Source organism: Paenibacillus sp. JT31N7 (genome assembly GCF_059692095.1).
On the sequence record NZ_JCAUAT010000003.1, the window covers coordinates 588731 to 608521 of the forward strand.

Consider the following 19791-nt stretch of genomic DNA (forward strand, 5'->3'; position numbering starts at 1 on the left):
GGGAAGTTCGCCTACAATAATACCAGAATTCCCCTGAAAGGAGAGGTTCTCGTGTCTGCTAATGAATTCGAAAACCTGGAATCACTTAAAAAAACACGTATCGTTGTCATCGGAACGGGTGCCGTCGGTTCCACCACGGCTTATACCCTGCTGCTCAGAGAGCGGATGTCCGAACTTGTCCTCATCGATTATAATCACGCGAAAGCGAACGGGGACGCACTGGATATGAATCACGGCCTGCCGTTTACGGGCAGGGTGAAAGTGTGGGCGGGTGACTATTCCGACTGTGAAGGTGCCGATATTATCATTGTTTGTGCGGGCGTCGCGCAGAAGCAGGGGGAAACCCGTCTCGATCTGCTTAAGCGCAACGTCGACATTTTTAACGGCATCGTCGAGAATGTGACGAAGTACAACCAGACAGGCATTATTCTGGTGGCGACCAATCCGGTTGATATCATGTCTTACTTTACTTGGAAAAAGTCCGAGTGGCCCGTTAACCGTGTCATCGGTTCGGGAACTCTGCTGGACAGCGCGCGTTTCCGCTATTTGATCGGCGAGAAGCTTCAAGTGGATCCGCGAAGCATTCACGCGGCGATTATCGGGGAGCACGGAGACTCGGAAGTGCCTCTGTGGAGCTTGGCGAATTTTGCCGGACTGCCTCTTGAGCTGAATCAGGAGGATAAGGACGAAATTTTCCGGAATACGCGAGACGCGGCTTATCAGATTATCGAAGCGAAGGGATCAACGTATTACGCGATCGCTTTGGCGCTCGACCGGATCTGTACGGCGATTCTGCGAGATGAGGGCGCGGTGCTGAACGTATCGACGTATGTTTCCAATTATCACGGGATGTCCGACGTTTATCTCGGAGTTCCGTGCATTGTGGACCGTACGGGTGTGCGGGAGGTTATTACACTGCCCTTGAGCGATGAGGAAGAGGCTAATCTCCGCAAATCGGGAGCCAAAATCCGGGAAATGATCGATTCGATTTCGGAACGGCTGTAGGCGGGAGAGACATGAACAAGAATAGAGCATGCGAGTAAAACGCGGAAAGAGCGGCTGGTTATCAGCCGCTTTTTTGTATGCTGCAAGTGTATTTTCAAGGTGATATGCGCTTTGATTGACAGATTCGCTTATTAACGCTTATAATTACTTACAAACAATTATCGAATTGCATGAATTCACTTAAGGGCGTGCCGATATGTTTCAGGAAGAACGAATTGAAGCGATTATGGAATACTTAAGGGAACATCAGCGGATGGACGTCAAGGAAATCTGTGACAAATTCGACGTGTCGCGGGACACCGCTCGCAGGGATCTCGTCCGGATGGATGAGATCGGGCTAATTGTCCGGACCCGCGGAGGCGCTATGCTGCCGACGCTGAACCGCGCGGTGACCGCTTATAAGGACCGGATGCAGAAAGCTCCGGACGAGAAGCGGCAGATCGGCAGGGAAGCCGCCAAGCTGATCCGCGACGGGCATTACTTGTTTCTCGACACGTCAACGACGGTTGCGACGGTCGCCGAGCATATTCAGACGACGGGCAACGTGGTCGTGACGAATTCCATCGATATTGCGGCGAAACTGGCGGACACTAAAAGCTTGAAGGTGCATATGCTCGGCGGGCAGCTTGAACTGGAGCACCGGTTTCTGTTCGGAGCGACTGCTCTGGCGCAGCTGGGTGATTATTACGTCGATTTGCTGTTTCTTGGCGCCTGCGGAATCAGTCCGGACGGGCTTTCCTACCCGCATGAAGAGGACGGTTCCATCAAGCGCGAAATGATCCGCAGAGCCGACCGTGTCGTCGTTTTGGCGGACCATACGAAATTCGGCAAACAGTTGTTTTATAAAGTGGCCGGTCTGGCCGACTTGGATGTGATCGTGACGGACCGGGAACCGGAAGAAAGCATGCTCCGCCTGCTGGAAAGGCATGATGTGGAGCTGCTCATCGTAGAGGGGGACAATCAGCATGATTAAACTGATCGTAACGGATTTGGACGGGACTCTGATGAATGCCGATCTGGAGGTCGCGGACGCGGATGCCCGTATGCTGCGGGAGGCGGCCGGGCAGGGCGTGCAGATTTGCATCGCATCGGGCCGGTTGTACCCCGATATCCGGAAGATTATGGACCGGGTCGGCGTCAAGGCTTACGGCATCAGCCAGAACGGATCCGCGGTTTACACTCTGGAAGGGGGACAGCTGGATGCCTCGCATTTCCCGGCGGACCGCGCGTCGGACTTGTTCGAGATTGTCTCGAAGCGGGGCATCGTCTTCTTCGTCTGCTGCTCGGACGAAACGATCCGTCTATACAAGAGCACGGACGCTTCCCGGCCATACGAAGAGCGTCAGCTCAGCCCCGTCCATCATCAGGCCGACATCGGCTTGGAGATAAGCTCGGGACAGGTGAAGCCTTGCAAGTTTTCCCTGTTCGGCGATATGGATAAGCTTCTGTCTTTCCGCGAGGAACTGATGGAAAAATATGCGGGCAGCGTGGAGGCCGTCATTTCCGATCACGACTGTATGGATCTGATGCCGGCGGGGATTTCCAAAGGAACCGGTCTGGCCAGGCTGCTTAAAGAGTTGGGACTGAAGCATGAGGAGGCCGCCTGCGTAGGCGATTCCTATAACGATCTGCCGATGTTCGCCCTGACGCCCCACAGCTTTGCCATGATAAAAAGCCGCGATGAGGTAAAGGCGGGAGCGGGTCATACGACTTCGTCGGTGGCGGAAGCGGTGACGGCCGTTCTGGAGCACAACCGCAGCGGCCGCGGCCATTAGGCCGCCGGAGCGCAAGCTTAAAGACGGTGAGCACACGTCTTTAAGCGTACGCTCGTCCGGCCGGAGTTTCCCGGCTTTCGAAGCCAGCCCCGGCCGTTCCTGCAGCCGGCGGTGTTCGTAAGCCGGAGCGGACCCGCAGGAGCGTAATCCCCCTCGGAAAGGCAGCTTTCCGGAGCGGGAGCGTGATCCTGCCGGGTCCGCAGGCGTTTTGCGGGAGAGCCGTTGACACGACTCACGCGGCGCGCAGTACCCTGTGCGCGGTGCCGAACGATGACGGCCAACGATACAAACGCTAAAAGGCCCGCCCGGGATCTCGGGGCGGGCCTTTTAACGATAATGCGGAGCCCGGCACCGCCGGATTCCTTTGGTTAATCGGCTTGCCGTGATCAGGCACCAACCTGCTGTCCGGCCCATATCCTGATATCAATTCCAGTTATTCATTCCATAAGAATACCTGATATACAGGAGGATACGGTATGAATCTGCTTCAATCGATTGAACATGCGTTCGGCGGCTTAAAAAAACCGACGATGAACGAGCTGAGGGCCGGGCTGGAAGCCTTGTCCCTGACGAGGGACAAAATCGCCCCGCACGTTACCGAGCCGGAGCGGCTGGCTTATGGCCGGCATGTGCTTCTGCGGACAGCCGATGTGGAGGTCGTCGTGATCCATCTGCCGGGGCACGGCAAAACGGCTATTCACGATCACGGGTCTTCGATCGGCTGTGCCCGCGTTATTGAAGGCGAGATGCTCAATGTGTGGTACGAACTGGACCGGAGCGGTTATCCCGAGCCTTTTATGGCAGCTCCCGTCGCCAGCGGGGAGTGCATGTACGCTCCCCGAGGACAAATTCACGAAATGCGCAACCAACATGAGGAACGGATTGTAAGCCTTCACGTGTATTCGCCTCCATTAACGGGGACGAAAGCCTACTTGCCTTACCGCGAAGTGCTCGATTTTGTGATCTGACGTTCACGCATGATTCCATGCATCTTACCTGCCGACTGAATCCGGGCTGCGCGCGGCACTGTACGGCAGTTCTGCTGCAAATGACACAAAGCCCTGGATGAACCAGGGCTTTGTGAGCTGCTTTCGAGCGTCCGGACATACGTCCGGGTCTTCTATCAACCACCACGCCGCGGCCAAATCGCTACCCGGAAATCGTGGTCTTTTTCGGTTTTTTGGGAAAAATCACATACGACAACGTAATGGCTGCGTCAATGGCCAGGATGAGGCTCCATACTTTCAAAACGGATGCCGCAGTCTCGTGGTTCACGATGCCGGCCAGAACAAGGCGGAGAGCCAGCGGACCCGAAGGCTCGGGAGGGAGTGATTCCGCAGGCAAAATTCCGTACATCACGATCAGGACGGCCGTAACGGCGGCATAGAGAGCGAAATGAACGGAGAAGTTTTTCAGCTCGCGGCGTGTATGTGCGGCTCCCGTTAATTTAGGCTCGGCGGAAGGAAGCTCGTTTTCCGGTATCCCCCGCCATTTGGCCGTTTTTCTGGCGATAAAGGCATCCAGCTTGCGCAGATCGCCTCGTCCGAAGAACAGCGCATAGGCGAGAAAGATCAGGATTACCAGTTGAAAGGTCTCGAATTGACCGGTCCGCCTGTAATCCAGGTAACCGATTGCCGCCATCCACAAATCGCTCAGCAGGAACAGAAGAATAAACAGCTTGCTTAGCTTCCGGTAGTTCCAAACGTAGCGAAGGAGGAGAAAACACGCGATGCTGCCCCAGAAAACCGCTTCTCCTCCGATAAAGAACGCCCACTTGTACTGTAAAATGAAATCCAACATCCGACGATCACCTCTGCTTCATGTCTATGCCTGGAGAATAACACATGACGCAGCGTCAGGTTCAAGAGAAAATCGTCTGCGGTTCATATCCGGGTCGGCTCGATGTGCACGTGCACATGACCGACCTTATGCTTGCGGAGCATCCGCTGCTCCACGTCCTCCGCGATATCGTGGCTCTGGGCGACGGTCAGCTGATGATCCACGACGATCACGACGTCGAGAAGCACCTGATTGCCGTGCACGCGGGCTCTGACATCTTCGATGCCTTCCACACCGGGTGTTCCGGCAATCGTCTGTTTATAGAGCACCAGCTTTTGATCGTCGAAGCCGTCCGTTAAGGCATGAGCGGCATCGATGAAAATGCCCCAGGCCGTTTTGCAGATGAGGAAGGCGACAAGGACGGCGGCAACGGGATCGAGCCAGGGAAGCCCGAGCCGAGCGCCGAGAATGCCCGCGAATGCGGCCAGGCTGACGAAAGCGTCCGAGCGATTGTCGTAAGCGGCGGCCAGCAGCGCTTTGTTGTTGATCCTGCGGGCAAGCCGGATATTGTACGCGTACACCCCGTACATAACCGCCGCGCACAATAAAGCGACCCACGCGGCCAGCATGCCGGGGGCTTCCAGTTCCGGTCCTGTGAAAGAGCTTATCGCCTGGATAAATACCTGGATGCCGACGGCAAACATGATAAAGGAAGCGATGAGCGCCGCGATGGTCTCGGCGCGGAAGTGGCCGTAAGGATGATCGCTGTCGGGCGGTTTGCGGGAGATCCGCAGCCCGATCAGGACCGCCACGGAAGCGATCAGATCCGTGGCGTTGTTAAGACCGTCGGCCGTGAGCGCCTCCGAACCGGCCCGATATCCGATGCCGAGTTTAAGCACGGTTAGTGCGATATAGGCGACAATGGATGTCCAGGCACCCCGTTCGCCTTGTTTTAAATCGTTATATGCATCCACTTGCGCTGCCTCCATTGCCCTGCTTAGTTCTGGACTTCTATCGTACCGGACGATGCCCGTGTGGGTCTAGAGAAACAGTGTTGACCCCCGGCTGAAAACATGGGCCGGGTCCACTATGTTGGCTCTGGACAACTTTCGGAAAGGCGGAAACGGAGGGAAGTTCAGGTACCTTATTCACCGGGGGGTGGAATGAAAGCAAAAAATTCTTTACAATAGAGTGAGGTATTTAACCCCGCGAAATTTTATATAGGGATGTTTTCCATAGAGAGAGCGCCGATTGCTTGCAAAATGGATACAAACAGGTTTACACAAGAGTTGTATTTGACCGGTTAGGAGGTATCAGCATGATTCGCAGAAGCACCCTGCTCCTGATAAGCCTGCTGCTTGCAGGATTGTTAAGCGGCTGCCTGAGCACCAGCTCCAACGAGGCCGGTGCGCCTCAGGCGCCGGAACCGACAGTGACTCCCGAACCGCAGCCGACGGTAAAGCCGGGAGCGGATACTAAGAAGGATACTCCTTCGGAGTTCCAGATTCAGACGAGGCTGCTCGATTTTCATCTGATCGATGAGAGGACGGGCTACGCCTGGGGCGTGACAAACCAGTCTTTGCGCATGTACCGGACGCTGGACGGCGGGCAGACTTGGCAGAACGTGTCCCCGCCGTCAGCCGGTAATTTTAAATTTTCGCCGGGCTACGGTCAGGCGATTTCCTTCCTGGACAAGCAGAGGGGCTGGATCGTCCGCAGCGATATGGAGGGCAAACAGACCACGATCTGGCAGACGGAGAACGGGGGAGAAAGCTGGAAAGCCGTTGAACTGCCCGAACAGATGAATCCGGTCGTGCTGGATTTTCAGACGCCGCAGAACGGCTGGATGCTCAGCATCACGGACCCGTCCAAGACGGATTCCGGGCACGTCCTGTACGCCACTTCCAACGGAGGATCGACCTGGCAGCGGACCGCCGATGCCCAGCTTCCCCAGGAAGGGACCATTACCGGACTGACTTTTCAGAATCTGCGGACAGGCTGGCTCTCCATGGAAGTGAAGGGGCAGCCGAAAATGTACCGGAGCGAGGACGGCGGGCGGACCTGGAAGGAAAGCAAGGTGATCGCCGGAGCCCGGAGCAGCGATGCCTGCGAGGTTGTGGACGTGCTGCAGCCGGTATTCTTCGGGTCGGACCGCAGCAAAGGCTGGATTCCGTTCAGCTGTCCGAGCAGCGAGGCCGATCAGTTCCACGGTTTGTTCACCGACGACGGTGGCGTCAACTGGAGTTACGCGCCTTTCAAAGTCGGAACGGGCAAAGAGTCCAACGCGTTCACCCTGCCTTTTTTCCTGAGCGAAACGGACGGGTGGTACCTGGATAAAAATATCGTCTACCATTCGACCGACAGAGGTAAAACGTGGGCACCGCTGAGCGAGGACAAAATTTTGTCGAGAACGTGGAGCAAATATCCCCAATTGACCCAGCTCCAATTTATTTCCGAAAATGTGGGCTGGATTCTTCTCGAAACGAAGGATCAGAAGAGGTCCGTTCTCGTGCAGACCAAAGACGGCGGGAAATCGTGGTCCGTTTTATAGAAAAGTTAAAAACACCCGTCCGTAACGTAAAGGGCGGGTGTTCTTGTGCGGCTGGAGGGTTCGGGCGGATTTTCCGGAAATCCTACTGCTTCAGCAAAAATTCGTTTCCGTCGATATCCTCGAACCGCGCATAGGTTCCCCAAGGCATCTGATTGGGCGCTTCGAGAAAATGAACGCCTTTGGCGGATAAAGCCTTGTAGGTTTCCTGGATATCGTCGCATTCGAAAACGACGGCGGCCTTCTGCTCTTCCCAACCCGGCATGATGGCCTTGGGATAAAGCACGAGGCGCGTCTGCGCGCCGGGCGGCGCTACTTCTATCCAGGACGCATCGGGACCCATCGGATGGTTGGCCACTTCGGCGAACCCGGCCTGCTCCGTCCAAAATTTGAGGGATGCCTGCTGGTCATTCACATAAACCGCAATGGTGCCCGCTTGTTTGATCATGGTTGTCCTCCTGGAGTATACTCGACATAGGGATCTGGATGGTGTATCCAGCTTTTAGTATAGTCAAGCTCCCGTCCGAGATCAAATCGGCAGGGAGAAACGCAAGCAAGCGAAAGCGGCCGAACCGGAACCCGAAACGACCCGACAAGCCTTAGTCCGATTCGGCCAACCGTAACGCGGACCCGGCAACTATTCGTTCCGCCTATCGCAGCTAGAAAAGAAAGGGGAGCATAGACTCCCTGAAACGATCCGAGGAGTGATTGAAGCCATGAACTCAAACGTAACGCACAAAAGCCGCATACTGATGATGGCAGCCGTTGTGTCCCTGCCGCTTGCCCTGGCGGCATGTGGTTCGGATTCGAAAGCCGTGCCCAGTCCTACGGCCGCGCCAACCGTATCCGCCGTACCGACTCCGTCCGCGAGTCCGAGCGGGAGCCCGCCACCGAGCGCAACGCCGGCTCCGTCGGCCAAGCCGGGCGAAGCGGGTTCGACCGGTTCCGATAAAGCGGCGCAAGTTAAAGGGATAATGGAGCTGGCGCGCAAAGGTCAGATTGCGGGCGTGGAATATGCCGCCCACACGGGACTTATTGACGACGTGGAGAAGAAATGGGGCAAGCCCGACAAACAGGAAAGCGCAGGAAAAGGCCAATATGCGACCTATACGAAGCGCGGAGTCGCTTTCGGCTTTAACAAAGGGATGCTGATCTTCGATGTCCGTTCCTATGACAAAGCTCTGCAGCAGCTTGCTCTAGCGGATATCAAACAGACGCTCGGCGAGCCTGCGGAAGTAACGATCAACGGCGGCGACACGATTTATACGTACGGAGCCGGAAGCCGGTATCAGTTGAAATTCGTTATCCCGAAATCGACCGGCAAGGTGGACCACATCTCGGTATACAGTCCCGAGGATACCAAAAATCTGATGGCCGGATAAAAGTCAGGCAGTTCCCGTAAGGGAACTGCTTTTTTATTTCTTGCCTGATTTATTAGGAAGCGCTTCGGCAGGTAAATGAAACTTGCGGGCGAATTCCAATGGAGAGAGCCTGTACATGAAGGAGGGAACACCATGAGACTGGAAAAGCACGACAAGCTGGTTATGATCGGCGATTCCATCACCGATTGCGGCCGTGCAAGGCCGGTCGGAGAAGGGCGAACCGATGCGTTGGGCAGCGGATATTCGGCCCAGGCGGATGCCCTGATTCGCTCGGTCTATCCGGAGCTTGCGGTCCGGATCGTCAATATGGGCACGGGAGGCAATACGGTGCGCGACCTGAAAGAGCGCTGGCAGACCGATGTGCTGGATCTGAAGCCGGACTGGCTGTCCGTGATGATCGGCATCAATGATGTGTGGCGGCAGTACGATACGCCGCTTATGACGGAGAAGCATGTTCATCTGGAAGAATATGCCGCGGTCCTGGAAGAGTTGGTCCGCACTACGCGTCGGGGGCTGAAAGGGCTCGTGCTGATGACGCCTTTTTATCTGGAGCCTGACAAACAGGAGCCGATGAGAGCCACAATGGATACATACGGAGCGGTTGTACGGCGGATTGCGGAGAAGCATGACGCCTTGTTTGTGGATACCCAAGCGGCCGTAGACCGTCTGCTCGCCCACAACTATCCGGCTTCGCTGGCCTGGGACCGGGTTCATCCCAACCTGCCGGGTCACATGGCTATCGCACGCGCTTTTCTTCATGCAATCGGTTTCAATTGGGAACATGGAGAACCCCGTTCCATATAACATCATCTTCGGAGGTGCTTATACTCATGCATTATTTGGCGGATAAGGATCGCTACGGTTCCATGGTTTACAATCGGGTAGGACGCTCCGGCTTAAAGCTTCCGGTCATTTCGCTGGGACTGTGGCACAATTTCGGCGGATCGGATTCCTACGAAAACAGCCGCGCGATGATCAGAAAAGCATTTGATCTGGGAATTACCCATTTCGATCTCGCGAACAATTACGGTCCCCCGCCGGGTTCGGCGGAAGAAAATTTCGGCCGGATTCTGAAAACGGACCTCGCGCCCTACCGGGATGAGCTCATCATTTCTTCGAAAGCCGGTTATCTCATGTGGGAAGGCCCTTACGGGGAATGGGGCTCGCGCAAAAATCTGACGGCCAGCCTGGATCAGAGTCTGAAGCGGATGGGGCTCGATTATGTGGATATATTTTATTCCCATCGCTTCGATCCCGAAACGCCTCTCGAAGAAACGATGATGGCGCTGGATTCGATGGTCAGACAAGGCAAAGCGCTCTATGTCGGCGTGTCCAATTATACGGCGGAACAGACGGCGGAAGCGGTCCGTATCCTGAAAGAGCTGGGCACGCCGCTGCTCATTCATCAGCCGTCGTATTCCATGTTCAACCGGTGGATCGAAAACGGCTTGCAGGACGTGCTCCGGGAGAACGGCGTCGGCAGCATTGCCTACTGTCCTCTGGCGCAGGGCCTGCTGACGACCAAATACCTGGGCGGAATCCCGGCGGACTCCCGCGCGGCCAAACCGTCCGTCTTCCTGCAGGAAAAAGACGTGACTCCGGAGAAGCTCGAACAAATCCGGAGACTGAACGAGCTCGCCGGCGACCGCAAGCAGACACTGGCCCAGATGGCGCTTGCCTGGGTGCTGAGAGAAGGTCGCCTGACCTCCGCGCTGATCGGCGCCAGCCGGCCGGGCCAGATCGAAGAGAATGCGGCCGTTGTTTCGGGCCTTGACTTCACCGGAGAAGAGCTGGAACTGATCGAATCCGTACTTGCCTGAATAGAACCTACTCCTTGCCAACCCCCCGGCGGACAAAATATTCCCATAACGCTGGAAGGACCCTACAGGAAGTGTTATGATGGTAGTTGACTATTTTGGCTGTGCCGATCTACAAAGGGGGAAGAAAAGATGGGCCGACGCTTTATTATCGAGTCCGTCCTGGTTGCCATATATGGACAACTGCTGGTACCCGGGCGTCCGGTAGAATATATTTTGCCGTACTCCACCGTTGCCGAGTTGTACGAGTTGAAGGACAGCCCGGAGCCGGTTATGCCCGATCCGCAGGAGGACGCGCATGTTAAAGGGATGATCGGGGAGCTGATCACTTTTTTCGAGGATCCGCTGAACAAGAAAAAAATCGAACGGGCCTTGACCGTTCCGTGGCGCAAAAGCCCGCCGATTCTCGTGAACGATATGGTTTCCTTCATCGTTATTAATTCCGTGGACAACGCTCATTACGGAGAATCGTTCGATCCGGTGGAAACCGAGCTGATTTTGACCGCTCTGCACGAAAAGGCGCCTATGCTGACCGATCAGGTCGAGCTGGTGGAAAAAATCATCCAGGCGGAAATTCCGGTACAGATTTACGATGTGGACGATTTCGAGTTTGCGGTGGAAGAGGGCATATCCGCGGACGATTTTAAAAATTTGCTGTAAGGCGTCCCGTTCAGGGTATGCTGCCAGGTGAAAAGCCGCCGAAAGGCGGTTTTTTTCGTTTGCGTCTGTTACGAGCTCAGATGGCGCTTCCCGTAGGCAAGCGGGCATATTGCACATTTTCACGCGGTGCCGTAGGATAGAGAGTAGACGATTTTCGAGTTGGATCGTTAAAAACCGCATCCCGGATTCGACACCGAAGACCTTATCGCAAGGAGGACAAGACTATGTACAAAGCATTAACGATTGCGGGTTCCGACACTAGCGGAGGAGCCGGCATTCAAGCCGACCTGAAAACATTCCAGGAGCGCGGCGTATACGGAATGACCGCTCTAACCACGATTGTCACGATGGACCCGCACAACGGCTGGGCCCACCAGGTTTTCCCGATTTCCACCGAGGTGCTCGCGCCGCAGCTGGAGACGGTTCTTCACGGAGTCGGCGTGGATGCCATGAAAACAGGCATGCTCGGCTCCGTTGAAATCATCGAGCTCGTAGGCCGTACTATCGACCGCGAGAACGTCGGAAACGTCGTCATCGACCCGGTTATGGTCTGCAAAGGCAATGACGAGGCGCTTCATCCCGAAACGACCGTCAGCCTGCGCGACGTTCTGGTGCCGCGTTCCACGATCGTGACGCCGAATCTGTTCGAAGCGGCTCAGCTTAGCGGACATGCTCCTCTGCGCACCGTGGAAGATATGAAGGAAGCGGCTGCGGCGATCAAGAAGCTCGGCGCCAAGTATGTGCTCGTCAAAGGCGGCGGCAAGCTGCAGCACGACAAAGCGGTCGACGTTCTGTACGACGGCGAAACGTTCGAGCTGCTGGAGTCCGACCGTATCGAAACGACGAATACGCACGGCGCAGGCTGCACATATTCGGCGGCGATCACGGCGGAGCTGGCCAAAGGCAAGTCCGTGAGGGAAGCCGTTCATACGGCGAAGGCTTTCATCACCGAAGCGATTCGCCATTCGTTCCCGCTGAACCAGTACGTAGGGCCGACGCTTCATTCGGCGTACCGTATGTATGGCGGCGGAAACTGAACCGTTGTTCCAACGGCTAGAGTCTGATCGGCATATAGCAAAAACCCCGCATGCGGAGAAATCTCCGTGTGCGGGGTTTTTTCGTGTCGACTGCTCGATTCGCGGGCTTTACTTGCGGTTGTCCGTTCCGCCGTTTCCGGTGTTTTTCGCCGCTTCACGGAACATATCGCGGAGTGTATCCCGGTACTTCCGGTCGTCGTATTTCTCGTCCTTCCGCGGTTCCGGCGTGACTTCTGGCACCGGTTCGGGACGAAGTCCGCGGCGCAGCGCGTCGCGGTAGTCCATGTCCGAATGCGCGCCGCCGTCTTCATCGGCCGCTCTGGACGGTGCGGCGGGAGCCGCAGCCGTCATTTCGGCGGCGTGTTCCGGCGCAGGGACGCCGGCCGGTGCGCGATCCGCGGGAGCAGACGGCGCTGTGCGTTCCGCCGGCGCTTCGCCCGCCCGAAGGCTGGCTGCACCGTCCGCGCCGGCCGTGGGCAGCGCTTCGGCGCTGCGCTTCCGGTCCGCGAACGGGTGCAGCTGCAGCCGCGGCGCATCCTCGGCGGAAGCGGCCGCGCTTTCCGCAGCGCCGCTTCCGTCGGCGTCCGCCGCGGCAAGCGCACTGGCTGCCGACGGTGCGGCCGCTTCATGCGGCGAGTCCACCGGCAGCGGTGTCTCGGCAGGCCGTGTCTGCGCTGCCGGTCTGATGCCGCTGCCGCGCAGCGACGCTTTGCGGCCGTGCGTGTGGCCCGCATGCCGCTGGCTGCGCGGAGGCAGCTCAGGCTCTTCCTCCTGCCGCGCGAGCGGAGGGAGGGCTTCCTCGGCCTCCTGCGCGAAGCGTGCCTCTTCCTGCTCGACTATTGGAGGAGCAGAGGGAGCAGGCGGCGCAGACGGCGCAGGTGGAGCGGTATGCCCGGCAGTGCCGGTTTCCCGTGCCTGCTGGGAAGCCGCCGGAACGGTATGTTCCGGCGCGCGTTCTTCTTCCGGGCGCTCGGGACGCGTGCCGACAAGAGAAGCGTCCACCTGGTCCGTCGACGGCGCTGCGGCAGGTGTGTCTGTCTGTACGGAAGGAGCTTCTCCATGCGGACCGGCGGTTTCGGGAGCACGGCCGTCCGTCAAGTTGTTGCCCCGGCTTCCGGAAGCTTGCTCTTCAGCCGGTTTTTCCGGCCGCTGGCTTTGTGCCGACTTGCGGAACAGCTTCAGGTTAACCGGGATGAGCACCAGAAGGCCGATGACCACTATGGCCAGAAAATAAAATAAGTCCAACGGGTATCATCCTTTCCTTAACGCTTTAGGCTAACTTTTGGGCGATATCGGCGACCCGTTTGCCCAGGGCCCGTCCCAGAGCCAGATCCGACTCCGTCGGCAGGTTGGGAGGAGCATCCTTGGACGCCTCGACCGGACAAGTGATGCCGACGCCGTAATAGGAGCCGTAAAGCACATTTTCCGGTACATTGCTCGGTAGGCCGACGATGATCATGCCGTTGTGGAGCATCGGTGTAATCAAGTTCCACAGCGTCATTTCAATGCCGCCGTGTACGGTTGCCGTCGTGCAGAATGCGGCGCCGACTTTCCCGATGAGTTCGCCTTTGGCCCACATGTAGCCGAGCTTGTCGATCCAGCTTTTAAGTCCGGAGCTGATCGTGCCGAAATGGCCCGGGCACCCCCATATGATGGCATCCACGTCTTCCAGCTCGCTGATTTGTGCCTCGTTGACGTGGCGGAGGAGGACTTCGGCCTCCGGATGACCGGCGGCGCCTTCCGCGACGGAGCGGGCGAGCGCTTCCGTGTGGCCGCTTTCGCTATCGTACACTACGTAAATTTTCATAATTGACTTCCTTTCCTGACAAGATCAAATTGGAAAGCGCGGATGTTATACCCGCGCCGTTTGTCCTCTCGAATCCGTCAATTCAATCGGTTCTGCCGGCTTCTCGGCCAATTTTTTCTTGGCGGATTTGCCGTGAGCGACGCGGCGGAAGAAGAAGGAGACAACTAATGCGACAATAGTCAGTCCTGTTGCGACCACGAAGGCGTCATTGATTCCCTGAATGGTCGACTGCTTCGTAACCAGCCCATACAGCATCTGGCTGGCATACGCTTTGCCTGCTGCAAGGGATTGGCCCATCTGCTGGGCAAATGCGGCGCCCATGCTGTCCAGGCCCTGCGAATTGTAGTTCGGGTTGGACAGGGAAAGTTCGTTCGCATATTGGCCCACATGATAGGTTGTGCGATTTGTCATGATGGTAACCAGAACGGCTGTACCGATCGAAGAGGCGATCTGGCGGGCCGTATTGGAAGCCGCCGTGCCGTGGCTGGCCAGCTCTCTGGGCAGTTGGTTGAGTCCGGTCGTCATAATCGTCATCGCGATGAACGACATGCCGAACATACGGATCGTGTACAGCCACATCAGAGTCGAATACGTCGTATCCGCATTGAGATGAGCGAATTGCCAGGTCGTGATGGCCGTGATGGTAAGGCCGATAAAGGCGAGGGGCTTGATGCCGAACCGGTCGAACAAGGCGCCTGAAATAGGCGACATGACCCCCATCAGGAGCGCGCCGGGCAGCATAAGCAGACCTGCTTCCATCGGGCTATATCCCCGGATGTTCTGGACATAGATCGGAACCAGGATAGATGCCCCGAACATGGCCATGTTCACGATACAGCTGACGACGGTACTAAGGGAAAACATGTTGTACTTGAAAACCCGCAGATTCAGAAGCGGGTTTTTGGCGGTCAGCTCGCGCACGATGAACAGAGCGATAAAGACGACGCCGATAAGGATGGTCAGGACGACAGGAACGGAATCCCAGCCCTTGCTGCCGGCTTCACTGATGCCGTACAGGAGCGAGCCGAATCCGATCGTCGACGTAACGAATCCGAGGAAGTCGAATGCGGGTTTCGTTACTTTCGTGACGTTTTTCAGCACAAAGAAAGCAAAAATAATATCGAGAATGGCAATCGGCATGGCGACGTAGAACAAGATTCTCCAAGTCCAGTGCTCGATAATCCAGCCCGACAAAGTAGGGCCGATCGCCGGAGCAAAGAACATGGCAATCCCGATCGTACCCATGGCACGTCCCCTTACTTGAGGGGGATAGATGTTCAGAATAACAGTCATCATGAGCGGCATAATAATACCGGCTCCCGCGCCCTGTACGAGACGACCGATCATCATAATCGTGAAATTCGGCGCCATGCCGCATATCAAACTACCGACAGTGAAGGAAATCATCGCGGAGATGAACAGCTGCCGGGTCGTAAACGTACCGATCAGGAACGCGGAAATCGGAATAATGATCCCGTTAATTAGCATGTAACCGGTGGACAGCCATTGAATGGTGTCCGCAGACGCATTGAAATCATTCATCAAATGGGGCAGAGCCACATTGAGAAGCGTCTGATTAAGAATAGTGACGAAGGCACCCAGAATTAAAACGAGAAGCACCGTACCACGATGCTTCGTCATGTCTTCTTCGGGTTCCTTCTCCTTATAGACAACTAACGCTTTTGTTTCAGACATTCCTTAATCGCTCCTTACTTATGGATGCGGACCTCTGCGCTCATACCGGGTACGAGTGCAACCCCTTGATTATCGGTCAGCATGATTTTAACCGGGACAACTTGAGTGACTTTCGAATAGTTCGCGTTGCTGTTGCTTTGCGGAAGCATGGAGAACGTACCGGCCGTAGCCTGGCCGATCTGATTCACGGTTCCGGTCAGCGTATTGTTCGGGAAAGCATCGACATAGATATCGACGGTTTGGCCGGCTTTCACGTTTTTAAGCTGCGTTTCTTCAATGTTGGCATTTACGAAAAGGCTGCTCATGTTGTAGGCATAACCGAGTGGTGTGCCCGGAGCTACGGTTTCGTTGTCATAAGCACTCGTCTGTACGACAGTGCCGTCGGCCGGCATAGATACGTTCACAGCTGTAGTTCCTTGAGCTCCGGCTGTTTGAACGGTACCGATCACGTCGCCGGCTTTAAACACTTGGCCGACTTTGCCTTTCCAGTCTTCAAGCTTGCCTGTGGCAGGAGCGGTAATCAGCATTTGCTGGCCGGCGATCTGCGCATTTTCGGTTTTGATATAAGTGGTCGACTGATTATAGAAATAATAGCCGGTAACAGCGGCGACAATTAAAACAATAATGACTACTACGTTGGTGATAACGATTCTGGTGTAACCCATCTTACTTTATTCCTCCTTGGCATTTAGCTGATCTAAAATTTTTTGATGCGTGTCTAACATGTTTTGAAGCTCCTGAGGCGGGACTTCCAAGATCCGTACGAGCTGCTTATAAAGCTGCGAATCTTCGTTCATTGACAGCCTTACCTTCTCCGTACCTCTTTCGGTCAAGTTTAATTTGACGTTCCGGCGGTCTTCGTCGCTGCGGATCCGATTGACAAGCCCCATCCCGACCAGCTGCTCAATGGCTACGCTGACCGAACTGTTTGTCTGCTGCAAGCGTTCGGCCAATTCCGTCACATTGGTATCGGGACAATTTTTTAGGAGCCGAAGAATCGTGAATTGCACATGGGACAACCCCATCGCTTCCGCATTCGTGCGAAGGATACGCTTGATCGTCTGATTAACTTCACGAAAAGAAGTATAGATGGGGTAAAGCGGGCTATCCATGCTCTCGCCTCCTATCGTTGCACTGTTTAATGATTCACATGTGAAACATTCGATAGTCAATATTATGCTACGGAATAAATGACATGTCAAACAAATCAAAACGGAAGTTTCTCCAACTCTATCCAACCCGTCCCGGCTGCTTCCGAGCCATCAAAAAAGAAAGAAGGCCGACGCCCGGGCGGGCGTCGCCTTCTTGACAGGTGGCCTTTACGGCACAATCGGTTCCTGATTCTTAACGATGGTTATTTGCGGACGGGAAGCAGCTTCACATATTCATCGGATAGCTGCATCAGGTCCATGATGTAGTCGTAATCTTTGCGGTACTGGCTGAAATCAGCCACAGGCTTGTGCGTTTTGAGCGAGACGGCAGTCCCGTCGTCAAAGCCTTCGCCCGGAACGAACAAGATATCGTTATTGACGAAGGAGCCGGTCGGCAGGTAGTACCGGATACCGGATACGTTCTTCGTAACGTTGAGCAAGTCGTGCCCGAACGGCACAATTCCCGTTTCTTCCAGCCGGATGCCGAGCAGATTGGCTATGGTCGGCATAATGTCCAGTTGGCCGCCGGCCGTTTCGATCTGCTGGCCTTCCTTCTGGGAAGGCGCACGGACAATGAGCGGAATATTGTAGCGGGAAATCTGCTCGTGGTAGTCGATTCCGAGCGTCTCGCTGACCATCTTCGGATCGTTATCCTGCGGCTGCAGACCGAAATGGTCCCCGTACAGAACGAGAATCGTGTTGTCCCACATGCCGTTCTCTTTGAGCTGATCGATCAAGGTTCCGAGGGCATAGTCCGTATAATGGACGGCTTCCAGATAGTCCCCGAGCTGTTTGCCCTTGATGTTCTCCGGCAGATCCAGCGTCTGTTTATCCGCGGGTATTTTGAACGGATGGTGGCTGGAGGCCGAAATAAACTGGGCGTAGAACGGCTGATTTTCGTTGTTCAGCTCAACGAGACGTTTCATGCCGGTCCGGTACAGCTCCTCGTCGGATGCGCCGAAGGCATTGAAATTATCGTTCGTGAAAGACGGTTTATCGAAATATTGTTTAAATCCGAGAGCGGGGTACATTTTGTCCCGGTCCCAAAATTTGACGTCATTGACGTGAAACGTATTCGTTTCGTACTGGAGGGCGTTAAGCGCTCTCGGCAGTCCGGGCAGCTCGCGGTTGTTAAAGCCGCTGGACATCGCCACGGTAGCTGTCGGGTAAATGGACGTATTGGAAATAAACTCGGCGTCCGATGTATTGCCCTGCCCGACCTGCTGGAAGAAGTTATTGAAATAGAAGCTGGACTTCAGCAGCTCATTCATGTTCGGCGTGATGGTCTGACCGTTCACTTCCAGATTGATCGGGAAGTTCTGGAACGCTTCGAGTTGGACCACGATCACGTTTTTGCCTTTTTCCGTGCCGAAATAATTAGGCGCCGCTCCTTGTGCCAATGGGGCGCTGCGAGGGAAGGAGGCTTCCAGCTCCGTCAGATTTTGCTTCACCTCGGAAATGTCCGCGTAATTGGTTCTGTTGGCGCGGAGCCCGTCAAACAAAGAAACGGCCTGATAAGCGAAGAAACCGAGTTCTTCTCCTTTTTTCAGTTCGTTTTTGGTGCCGGAAGCGGCCGCGATGGAAGTGGAGGCCAGCAGAACGCTCACGATCATGAGAGCGTATGTAACCGGTGACGGGAGCCGGAAAGGCACGTAATTTCTCTTCGCTTTTTTACGCACGACGAGTTTGAACAGCAGAACGATGAGAATATCCGCGAAGAACAGCAAATCTTCCGGTCTCATAATCGAACGTACGGACGAAGAAACTTGTCCCACTTGATGAAGCTGTTTCAACGTTGTGTAGATGGGGACTGTTCCAAAATTTTGAAAGTAGATAGCGGATGCGAGCAATGCCAAACTGACTAAGATGTTGAAAATCCAGAAAAGTGCTGTTTTCACACGCCCGGGCCGGAACAGCTCGATTAGACAGGCTGCTACCATCACATCGAAGGTGTCGATTAAAATTTTGTCCAGGGTCAGTTTGTCATAGACCAAGATCCGGAACAGTGCCATCTTGGCAAGCAGCAGCACGATCGTCCAAACAAACATGCTTTTATACCATTCTTTCCATCGAATGCTCATGCAATAGGCTCCTTTCCTTTCGATCTATACTTTTATACAAGAAAAATATTAAGGAATTATGAACGCGTCCCTTTTCATGTAAATCCAAATCGTGGATATAAGACTTTAATTGATGAAATACCCATTCATATCGAAAAAGTCTATTTATTAACAAAGGAACGCCGAACCCCATATTCTTCTGGACTATTGTACCCTAAAAAGGTCGGTTGACCAAATTTTTTGTCTGAAAATGTCGGTAAATGTCTAAAAAAGGAAGGAGAAATAGAATATATTTCCTGGGTCCGCGGCACAATAAAGCACAAAAGGATGGTGAATTCCATGTGCAAACAATATTCCCTGACGGCCGATTTAGCCGAGATTCAAAACCGGTTCCAAGTGGACAAGATAGCGTTTCCTTACAAAGCCCGGTATAACCTATCGCCCAGACAGCATGTGCCTGTAATCGTTTCCGTAAACGGTGAGCTTGTGTTGGATGAATACCGGTGGGGATTCGTTCCTTTTTGGGCAAGAGATGCGGTTAACGCGGACGGGATGTCGGTTCACCAGGACCCTGCTTACCGTAAAATTTTTATGCGTCAGCGCTGCATCGTTCCGTGCTCGGGTTTTTATTATTGGAAGACGGAAGGGAAGAAAAGTTTTCCCGTTCGCGTGGTGCCCCGGAATCGTGAAGTTTTCGGCATCGCCGGTTTGTATGATGTATGGAGCGACCCGAGAGGGAAAGAGCTTCGGACCTGTACGCTGCTGATGACGGAATCGAACGCGCTGATTACTTCCTTCCATAACCAGATGCCGGTTATTTTGAATCAGCACTCAATCGGAGAGTGGATGTCGCAGGGGCCGATGGATACAGACCGGCTGATCCCCCTGCTCAAGCCTTTTAAGGCCGAAGCGATGGAAGCCTATCCCGTCACGCCCGCCATTTCCAACCTGGAACTGGACGAATCGCATTGTATAGAAGAGATGAATTTAAAAGCAGCCTGGATAAAAGAGTGATAGGTGAGCAGCGGCGAGAGTAGAATGAAGGAGAGGAGGCTTGTCCCTGAGGGACAAGCCT

The 19791-nt window shown here is 55.0% G+C and carries 20 protein-coding genes; 11 read left to right on the plus strand and 9 right to left on the minus strand.

Going from position 1 to position 19791, the window contains the following annotated elements:
- Positions 1-51: 51 nt before the first annotated feature.
- The 4 genes from AC58P5_RS17310 (at position 52) to AC58P5_RS17325 (ending at position 3748) form a co-directional block, all read left to right on the plus strand.
- The gene (locus tag AC58P5_RS17310) at positions 52-1005 is read left to right on the plus strand and encodes an L-lactate dehydrogenase (protein ID WP_497388595.1); all 954 of its coding nucleotides are present in this window, start codon (positions 52-54) and stop codon (positions 1003-1005) included.
- A 196-nt stretch (positions 1006-1201) separates the two neighbouring features.
- Positions 1202-1978 (plus strand): DeoR/GlpR family DNA-binding transcription regulator, encoded by a 777-nt coding sequence (locus AC58P5_RS17315; protein ID WP_497388597.1) that lies wholly within the window; start codon positions 1202-1204, stop codon positions 1976-1978.
- Positions 1971-2780, plus strand: a complete 810-nt coding sequence (locus tag AC58P5_RS17320; protein WP_497388599.1) for an HAD family hydrolase — start codon at positions 1971-1973, stop codon at positions 2778-2780. Before AC58P5_RS17315 ends, AC58P5_RS17320 begins: the two co-directional genes overlap by 8 nt.
- Before the next feature lie 476 nt (positions 2781-3256).
- Positions 3257-3748 carry a cysteine dioxygenase gene (locus AC58P5_RS17325; RefSeq protein ID WP_497388600.1) on the plus strand — a complete coding sequence of 164 codons (492 nt, stop codon included), beginning with the start codon at positions 3257-3259 and terminating at the stop codon, positions 3746-3748.
- 181 nt (positions 3749-3929) lie between these two features.
- Here the strand turns inward: AC58P5_RS17325 and AC58P5_RS17330 are convergent, their stop codons facing one another.
- Together AC58P5_RS17330 and AC58P5_RS17335 are read right to left on the minus strand one after the other, a co-directional pair.
- Entirely contained in the window at positions 3930-4580 is a 651-nt protein-coding gene (locus tag AC58P5_RS17330) for a hypothetical protein (protein WP_497388601.1), read from the minus strand.
- Positions 4581-4663: 83 nt separating this feature from the next.
- A complete protein-coding gene (locus AC58P5_RS17335; protein WP_497388602.1) occupies positions 4664-5533 on the minus strand; it encodes a cation diffusion facilitator family transporter in 870 nt (289 codons plus the stop codon).
- A gap of 344 nt (positions 5534-5877) precedes the next feature.
- On the opposite strand from AC58P5_RS17335, the gene AC58P5_RS17340 reads away from it, so the two are divergent.
- Complete coding sequence (locus AC58P5_RS17340) at positions 5878-7110, plus strand: VPS10 domain-containing protein (protein ID WP_497388603.1); 1233 nt, start codon at positions 5878-5880, stop codon at positions 7108-7110.
- Positions 7111-7192: 82 nt separating this feature from the next.
- Here AC58P5_RS17340 and AC58P5_RS17345 read toward each other — a convergent pair whose 3' ends face one another.
- On the minus strand, positions 7193-7555 hold the full coding sequence (locus AC58P5_RS17345) for a VOC family protein (protein ID WP_497388605.1): 363 nt from the start codon (positions 7553-7555) through the stop codon (positions 7193-7195).
- Between the two features lie 268 nt (positions 7556-7823).
- Here AC58P5_RS17345 and AC58P5_RS17350 point away from each other — a divergent pair, with 268 nt between their 5' ends.
- The 5 genes from AC58P5_RS17350 to pdxK all read left to right on the plus strand — a co-directional run bounded on the left by AC58P5_RS17350 (position 7824) and on the right by pdxK (position 12003).
- A complete protein-coding gene (locus AC58P5_RS17350) occupies positions 7824-8489 on the plus strand; it encodes a YjgB family protein (RefSeq protein WP_497388607.1) in 666 nt (221 codons plus the stop codon).
- Positions 8490-8621: 132 nt separating this feature from the next.
- Positions 8622-9293: an SGNH/GDSL hydrolase family protein gene (locus AC58P5_RS17355; protein ID WP_497388609.1), complete on the plus strand. Its 672-nt coding sequence runs from the start codon at positions 8622-8624 to the stop codon at positions 9291-9293.
- 26 nt (positions 9294-9319) lie between these two features.
- Positions 9320-10309: an L-glyceraldehyde 3-phosphate reductase gene (gene mgrA, locus AC58P5_RS17360; RefSeq protein WP_497388611.1), complete on the plus strand. Its 990-nt coding sequence runs from the start codon at positions 9320-9322 to the stop codon at positions 10307-10309.
- 129 nt (positions 10310-10438) lie between these two features.
- A complete protein-coding gene (locus tag AC58P5_RS17365; protein WP_497388613.1) occupies positions 10439-10966 on the plus strand; it encodes an ADP-heptose synthase in 528 nt (175 codons plus the stop codon).
- Positions 10967-11190: 224 nt separating this feature from the next.
- Positions 11191-12003 (plus strand): pyridoxine/pyridoxal/pyridoxamine kinase, encoded by an 813-nt coding sequence (gene pdxK / locus AC58P5_RS17370; RefSeq protein WP_497388615.1) that lies wholly within the window; start codon positions 11191-11193, stop codon positions 12001-12003.
- A 108-nt stretch (positions 12004-12111) separates the two neighbouring features.
- Here the strand turns inward: pdxK and AC58P5_RS17375 are convergent, their stop codons facing one another.
- The 6 genes from AC58P5_RS17375 to AC58P5_RS17400 form a co-directional block, all read right to left on the minus strand.
- On the minus strand, positions 12112-13248 hold the full coding sequence (locus tag AC58P5_RS17375) for a hypothetical protein (protein ID WP_497388617.1): 1137 nt from the start codon (positions 13246-13248) through the stop codon (positions 12112-12114).
- Positions 13249-13273: 25 nt separating this feature from the next.
- Positions 13274-13810, minus strand: a complete 537-nt coding sequence (locus AC58P5_RS17380; protein WP_497388619.1) for an NAD(P)H-dependent oxidoreductase — start codon at positions 13808-13810, stop codon at positions 13274-13276.
- A gap of 45 nt (positions 13811-13855) precedes the next feature.
- Entirely contained in the window at positions 13856-15505 is a 1650-nt protein-coding gene (locus AC58P5_RS17385) for a DHA2 family efflux MFS transporter permease subunit (protein WP_497388621.1), read from the minus strand.
- Between the two features lie 14 nt (positions 15506-15519).
- On the minus strand, positions 15520-16170 hold the full coding sequence (locus AC58P5_RS17390) for a beta-barrel domain-containing protein (protein ID WP_497388623.1): 651 nt from the start codon (positions 16168-16170) through the stop codon (positions 15520-15522).
- 6 nt (positions 16171-16176) lie between these two features.
- Complete coding sequence (locus AC58P5_RS17395; RefSeq protein ID WP_497388625.1) at positions 16177-16617, minus strand: MarR family winged helix-turn-helix transcriptional regulator; 441 nt, start codon at positions 16615-16617, stop codon at positions 16177-16179.
- A gap of 242 nt (positions 16618-16859) precedes the next feature.
- Positions 16860-18737: an LTA synthase family protein gene (locus AC58P5_RS17400; RefSeq protein ID WP_497388627.1), complete on the minus strand. Its 1878-nt coding sequence runs from the start codon at positions 18735-18737 to the stop codon at positions 16860-16862.
- Positions 18738-19055: 318 nt separating this feature from the next.
- Here AC58P5_RS17400 and AC58P5_RS17405 point away from each other — a divergent pair, with 318 nt between their 5' ends.
- Positions 19056-19730: an SOS response-associated peptidase gene (locus AC58P5_RS17405; RefSeq protein ID WP_497388629.1), complete on the plus strand. Its 675-nt coding sequence runs from the start codon at positions 19056-19058 to the stop codon at positions 19728-19730.
- Positions 19731-19791: the final 61 nt, after the last annotated feature.

What these genes read in the sequence shown, in the direction of transcription:
- AC58P5_RS17350 (WP_497388607.1), top strand. Translation starts at nt 7,824, where the DNA reads ATGAACTCAAACGTAACGCACAAAAGCCGCATACTGATGATGGCAGCC.
- AC58P5_RS17355 (WP_497388609.1), top strand. Translation starts at nt 8,622, where the DNA reads ATGAGACTGGAAAAGCACGACAAGCTGGTTATGATCGGCGATTCCATC.
- AC58P5_RS17340 (WP_497388603.1), top strand. Translation starts at nt 5,878, where the DNA reads ATGATTCGCAGAAGCACCCTGCTCCTGATAAGCCTGCTGCTTGCAGGA.
- pdxK (WP_497388615.1), top strand. Translation starts at nt 11,191, where the DNA reads ATGTACAAAGCATTAACGATTGCGGGTTCCGACACTAGCGGAGGAGCC.
- mgrA (WP_497388611.1), top strand. Translation starts at nt 9,320, where the DNA reads ATGCATTATTTGGCGGATAAGGATCGCTACGGTTCCATGGTTTACAAT.
- AC58P5_RS17380 (WP_497388619.1), bottom strand. Translation starts at nt 13,810, where the DNA reads ATGAAAATTTACGTAGTGTACGATAGCGAAAGCGGCCACACGGAAGCG.
- AC58P5_RS17330 (WP_497388601.1), bottom strand. Translation starts at nt 4,580, where the DNA reads ATGTTGGATTTCATTTTACAGTACAAGTGGGCGTTCTTTATCGGAGGA.
- AC58P5_RS17345 (WP_497388605.1), bottom strand. Translation starts at nt 7,555, where the DNA reads ATGATCAAACAAGCGGGCACCATTGCGGTTTATGTGAATGACCAGCAG.
- AC58P5_RS17325 (WP_497388600.1), top strand. Translation starts at nt 3,257, where the DNA reads ATGAATCTGCTTCAATCGATTGAACATGCGTTCGGCGGCTTAAAAAAA.
- AC58P5_RS17405 (WP_497388629.1), top strand. Translation starts at nt 19,056, where the DNA reads ATGTGCAAACAATATTCCCTGACGGCCGATTTAGCCGAGATTCAAAAC.
- AC58P5_RS17390 (WP_497388623.1), bottom strand. Translation starts at nt 16,170, where the DNA reads ATGGGTTACACCAGAATCGTTATCACCAACGTAGTAGTCATTATTGTT.
- AC58P5_RS17385 (WP_497388621.1), bottom strand. Translation starts at nt 15,505, where the DNA reads ATGTCTGAAACAAAAGCGTTAGTTGTCTATAAGGAGAAGGAACCCGAA.
- AC58P5_RS17320 (WP_497388599.1), top strand. Translation starts at nt 1,971, where the DNA reads ATGATTAAACTGATCGTAACGGATTTGGACGGGACTCTGATGAATGCC.
- AC58P5_RS17395 (WP_497388625.1), bottom strand. Translation starts at nt 16,617, where the DNA reads ATGGATAGCCCGCTTTACCCCATCTATACTTCTTTTCGTGAAGTTAAT.
- AC58P5_RS17400 (WP_497388627.1), bottom strand. Translation starts at nt 18,737, where the DNA reads ATGAGCATTCGATGGAAAGAATGGTATAAAAGCATGTTTGTTTGGACG.
- AC58P5_RS17315 (WP_497388597.1), top strand. Translation starts at nt 1,202, where the DNA reads ATGTTTCAGGAAGAACGAATTGAAGCGATTATGGAATACTTAAGGGAA.
- AC58P5_RS17365 (WP_497388613.1), top strand. Translation starts at nt 10,439, where the DNA reads ATGGGCCGACGCTTTATTATCGAGTCCGTCCTGGTTGCCATATATGGA.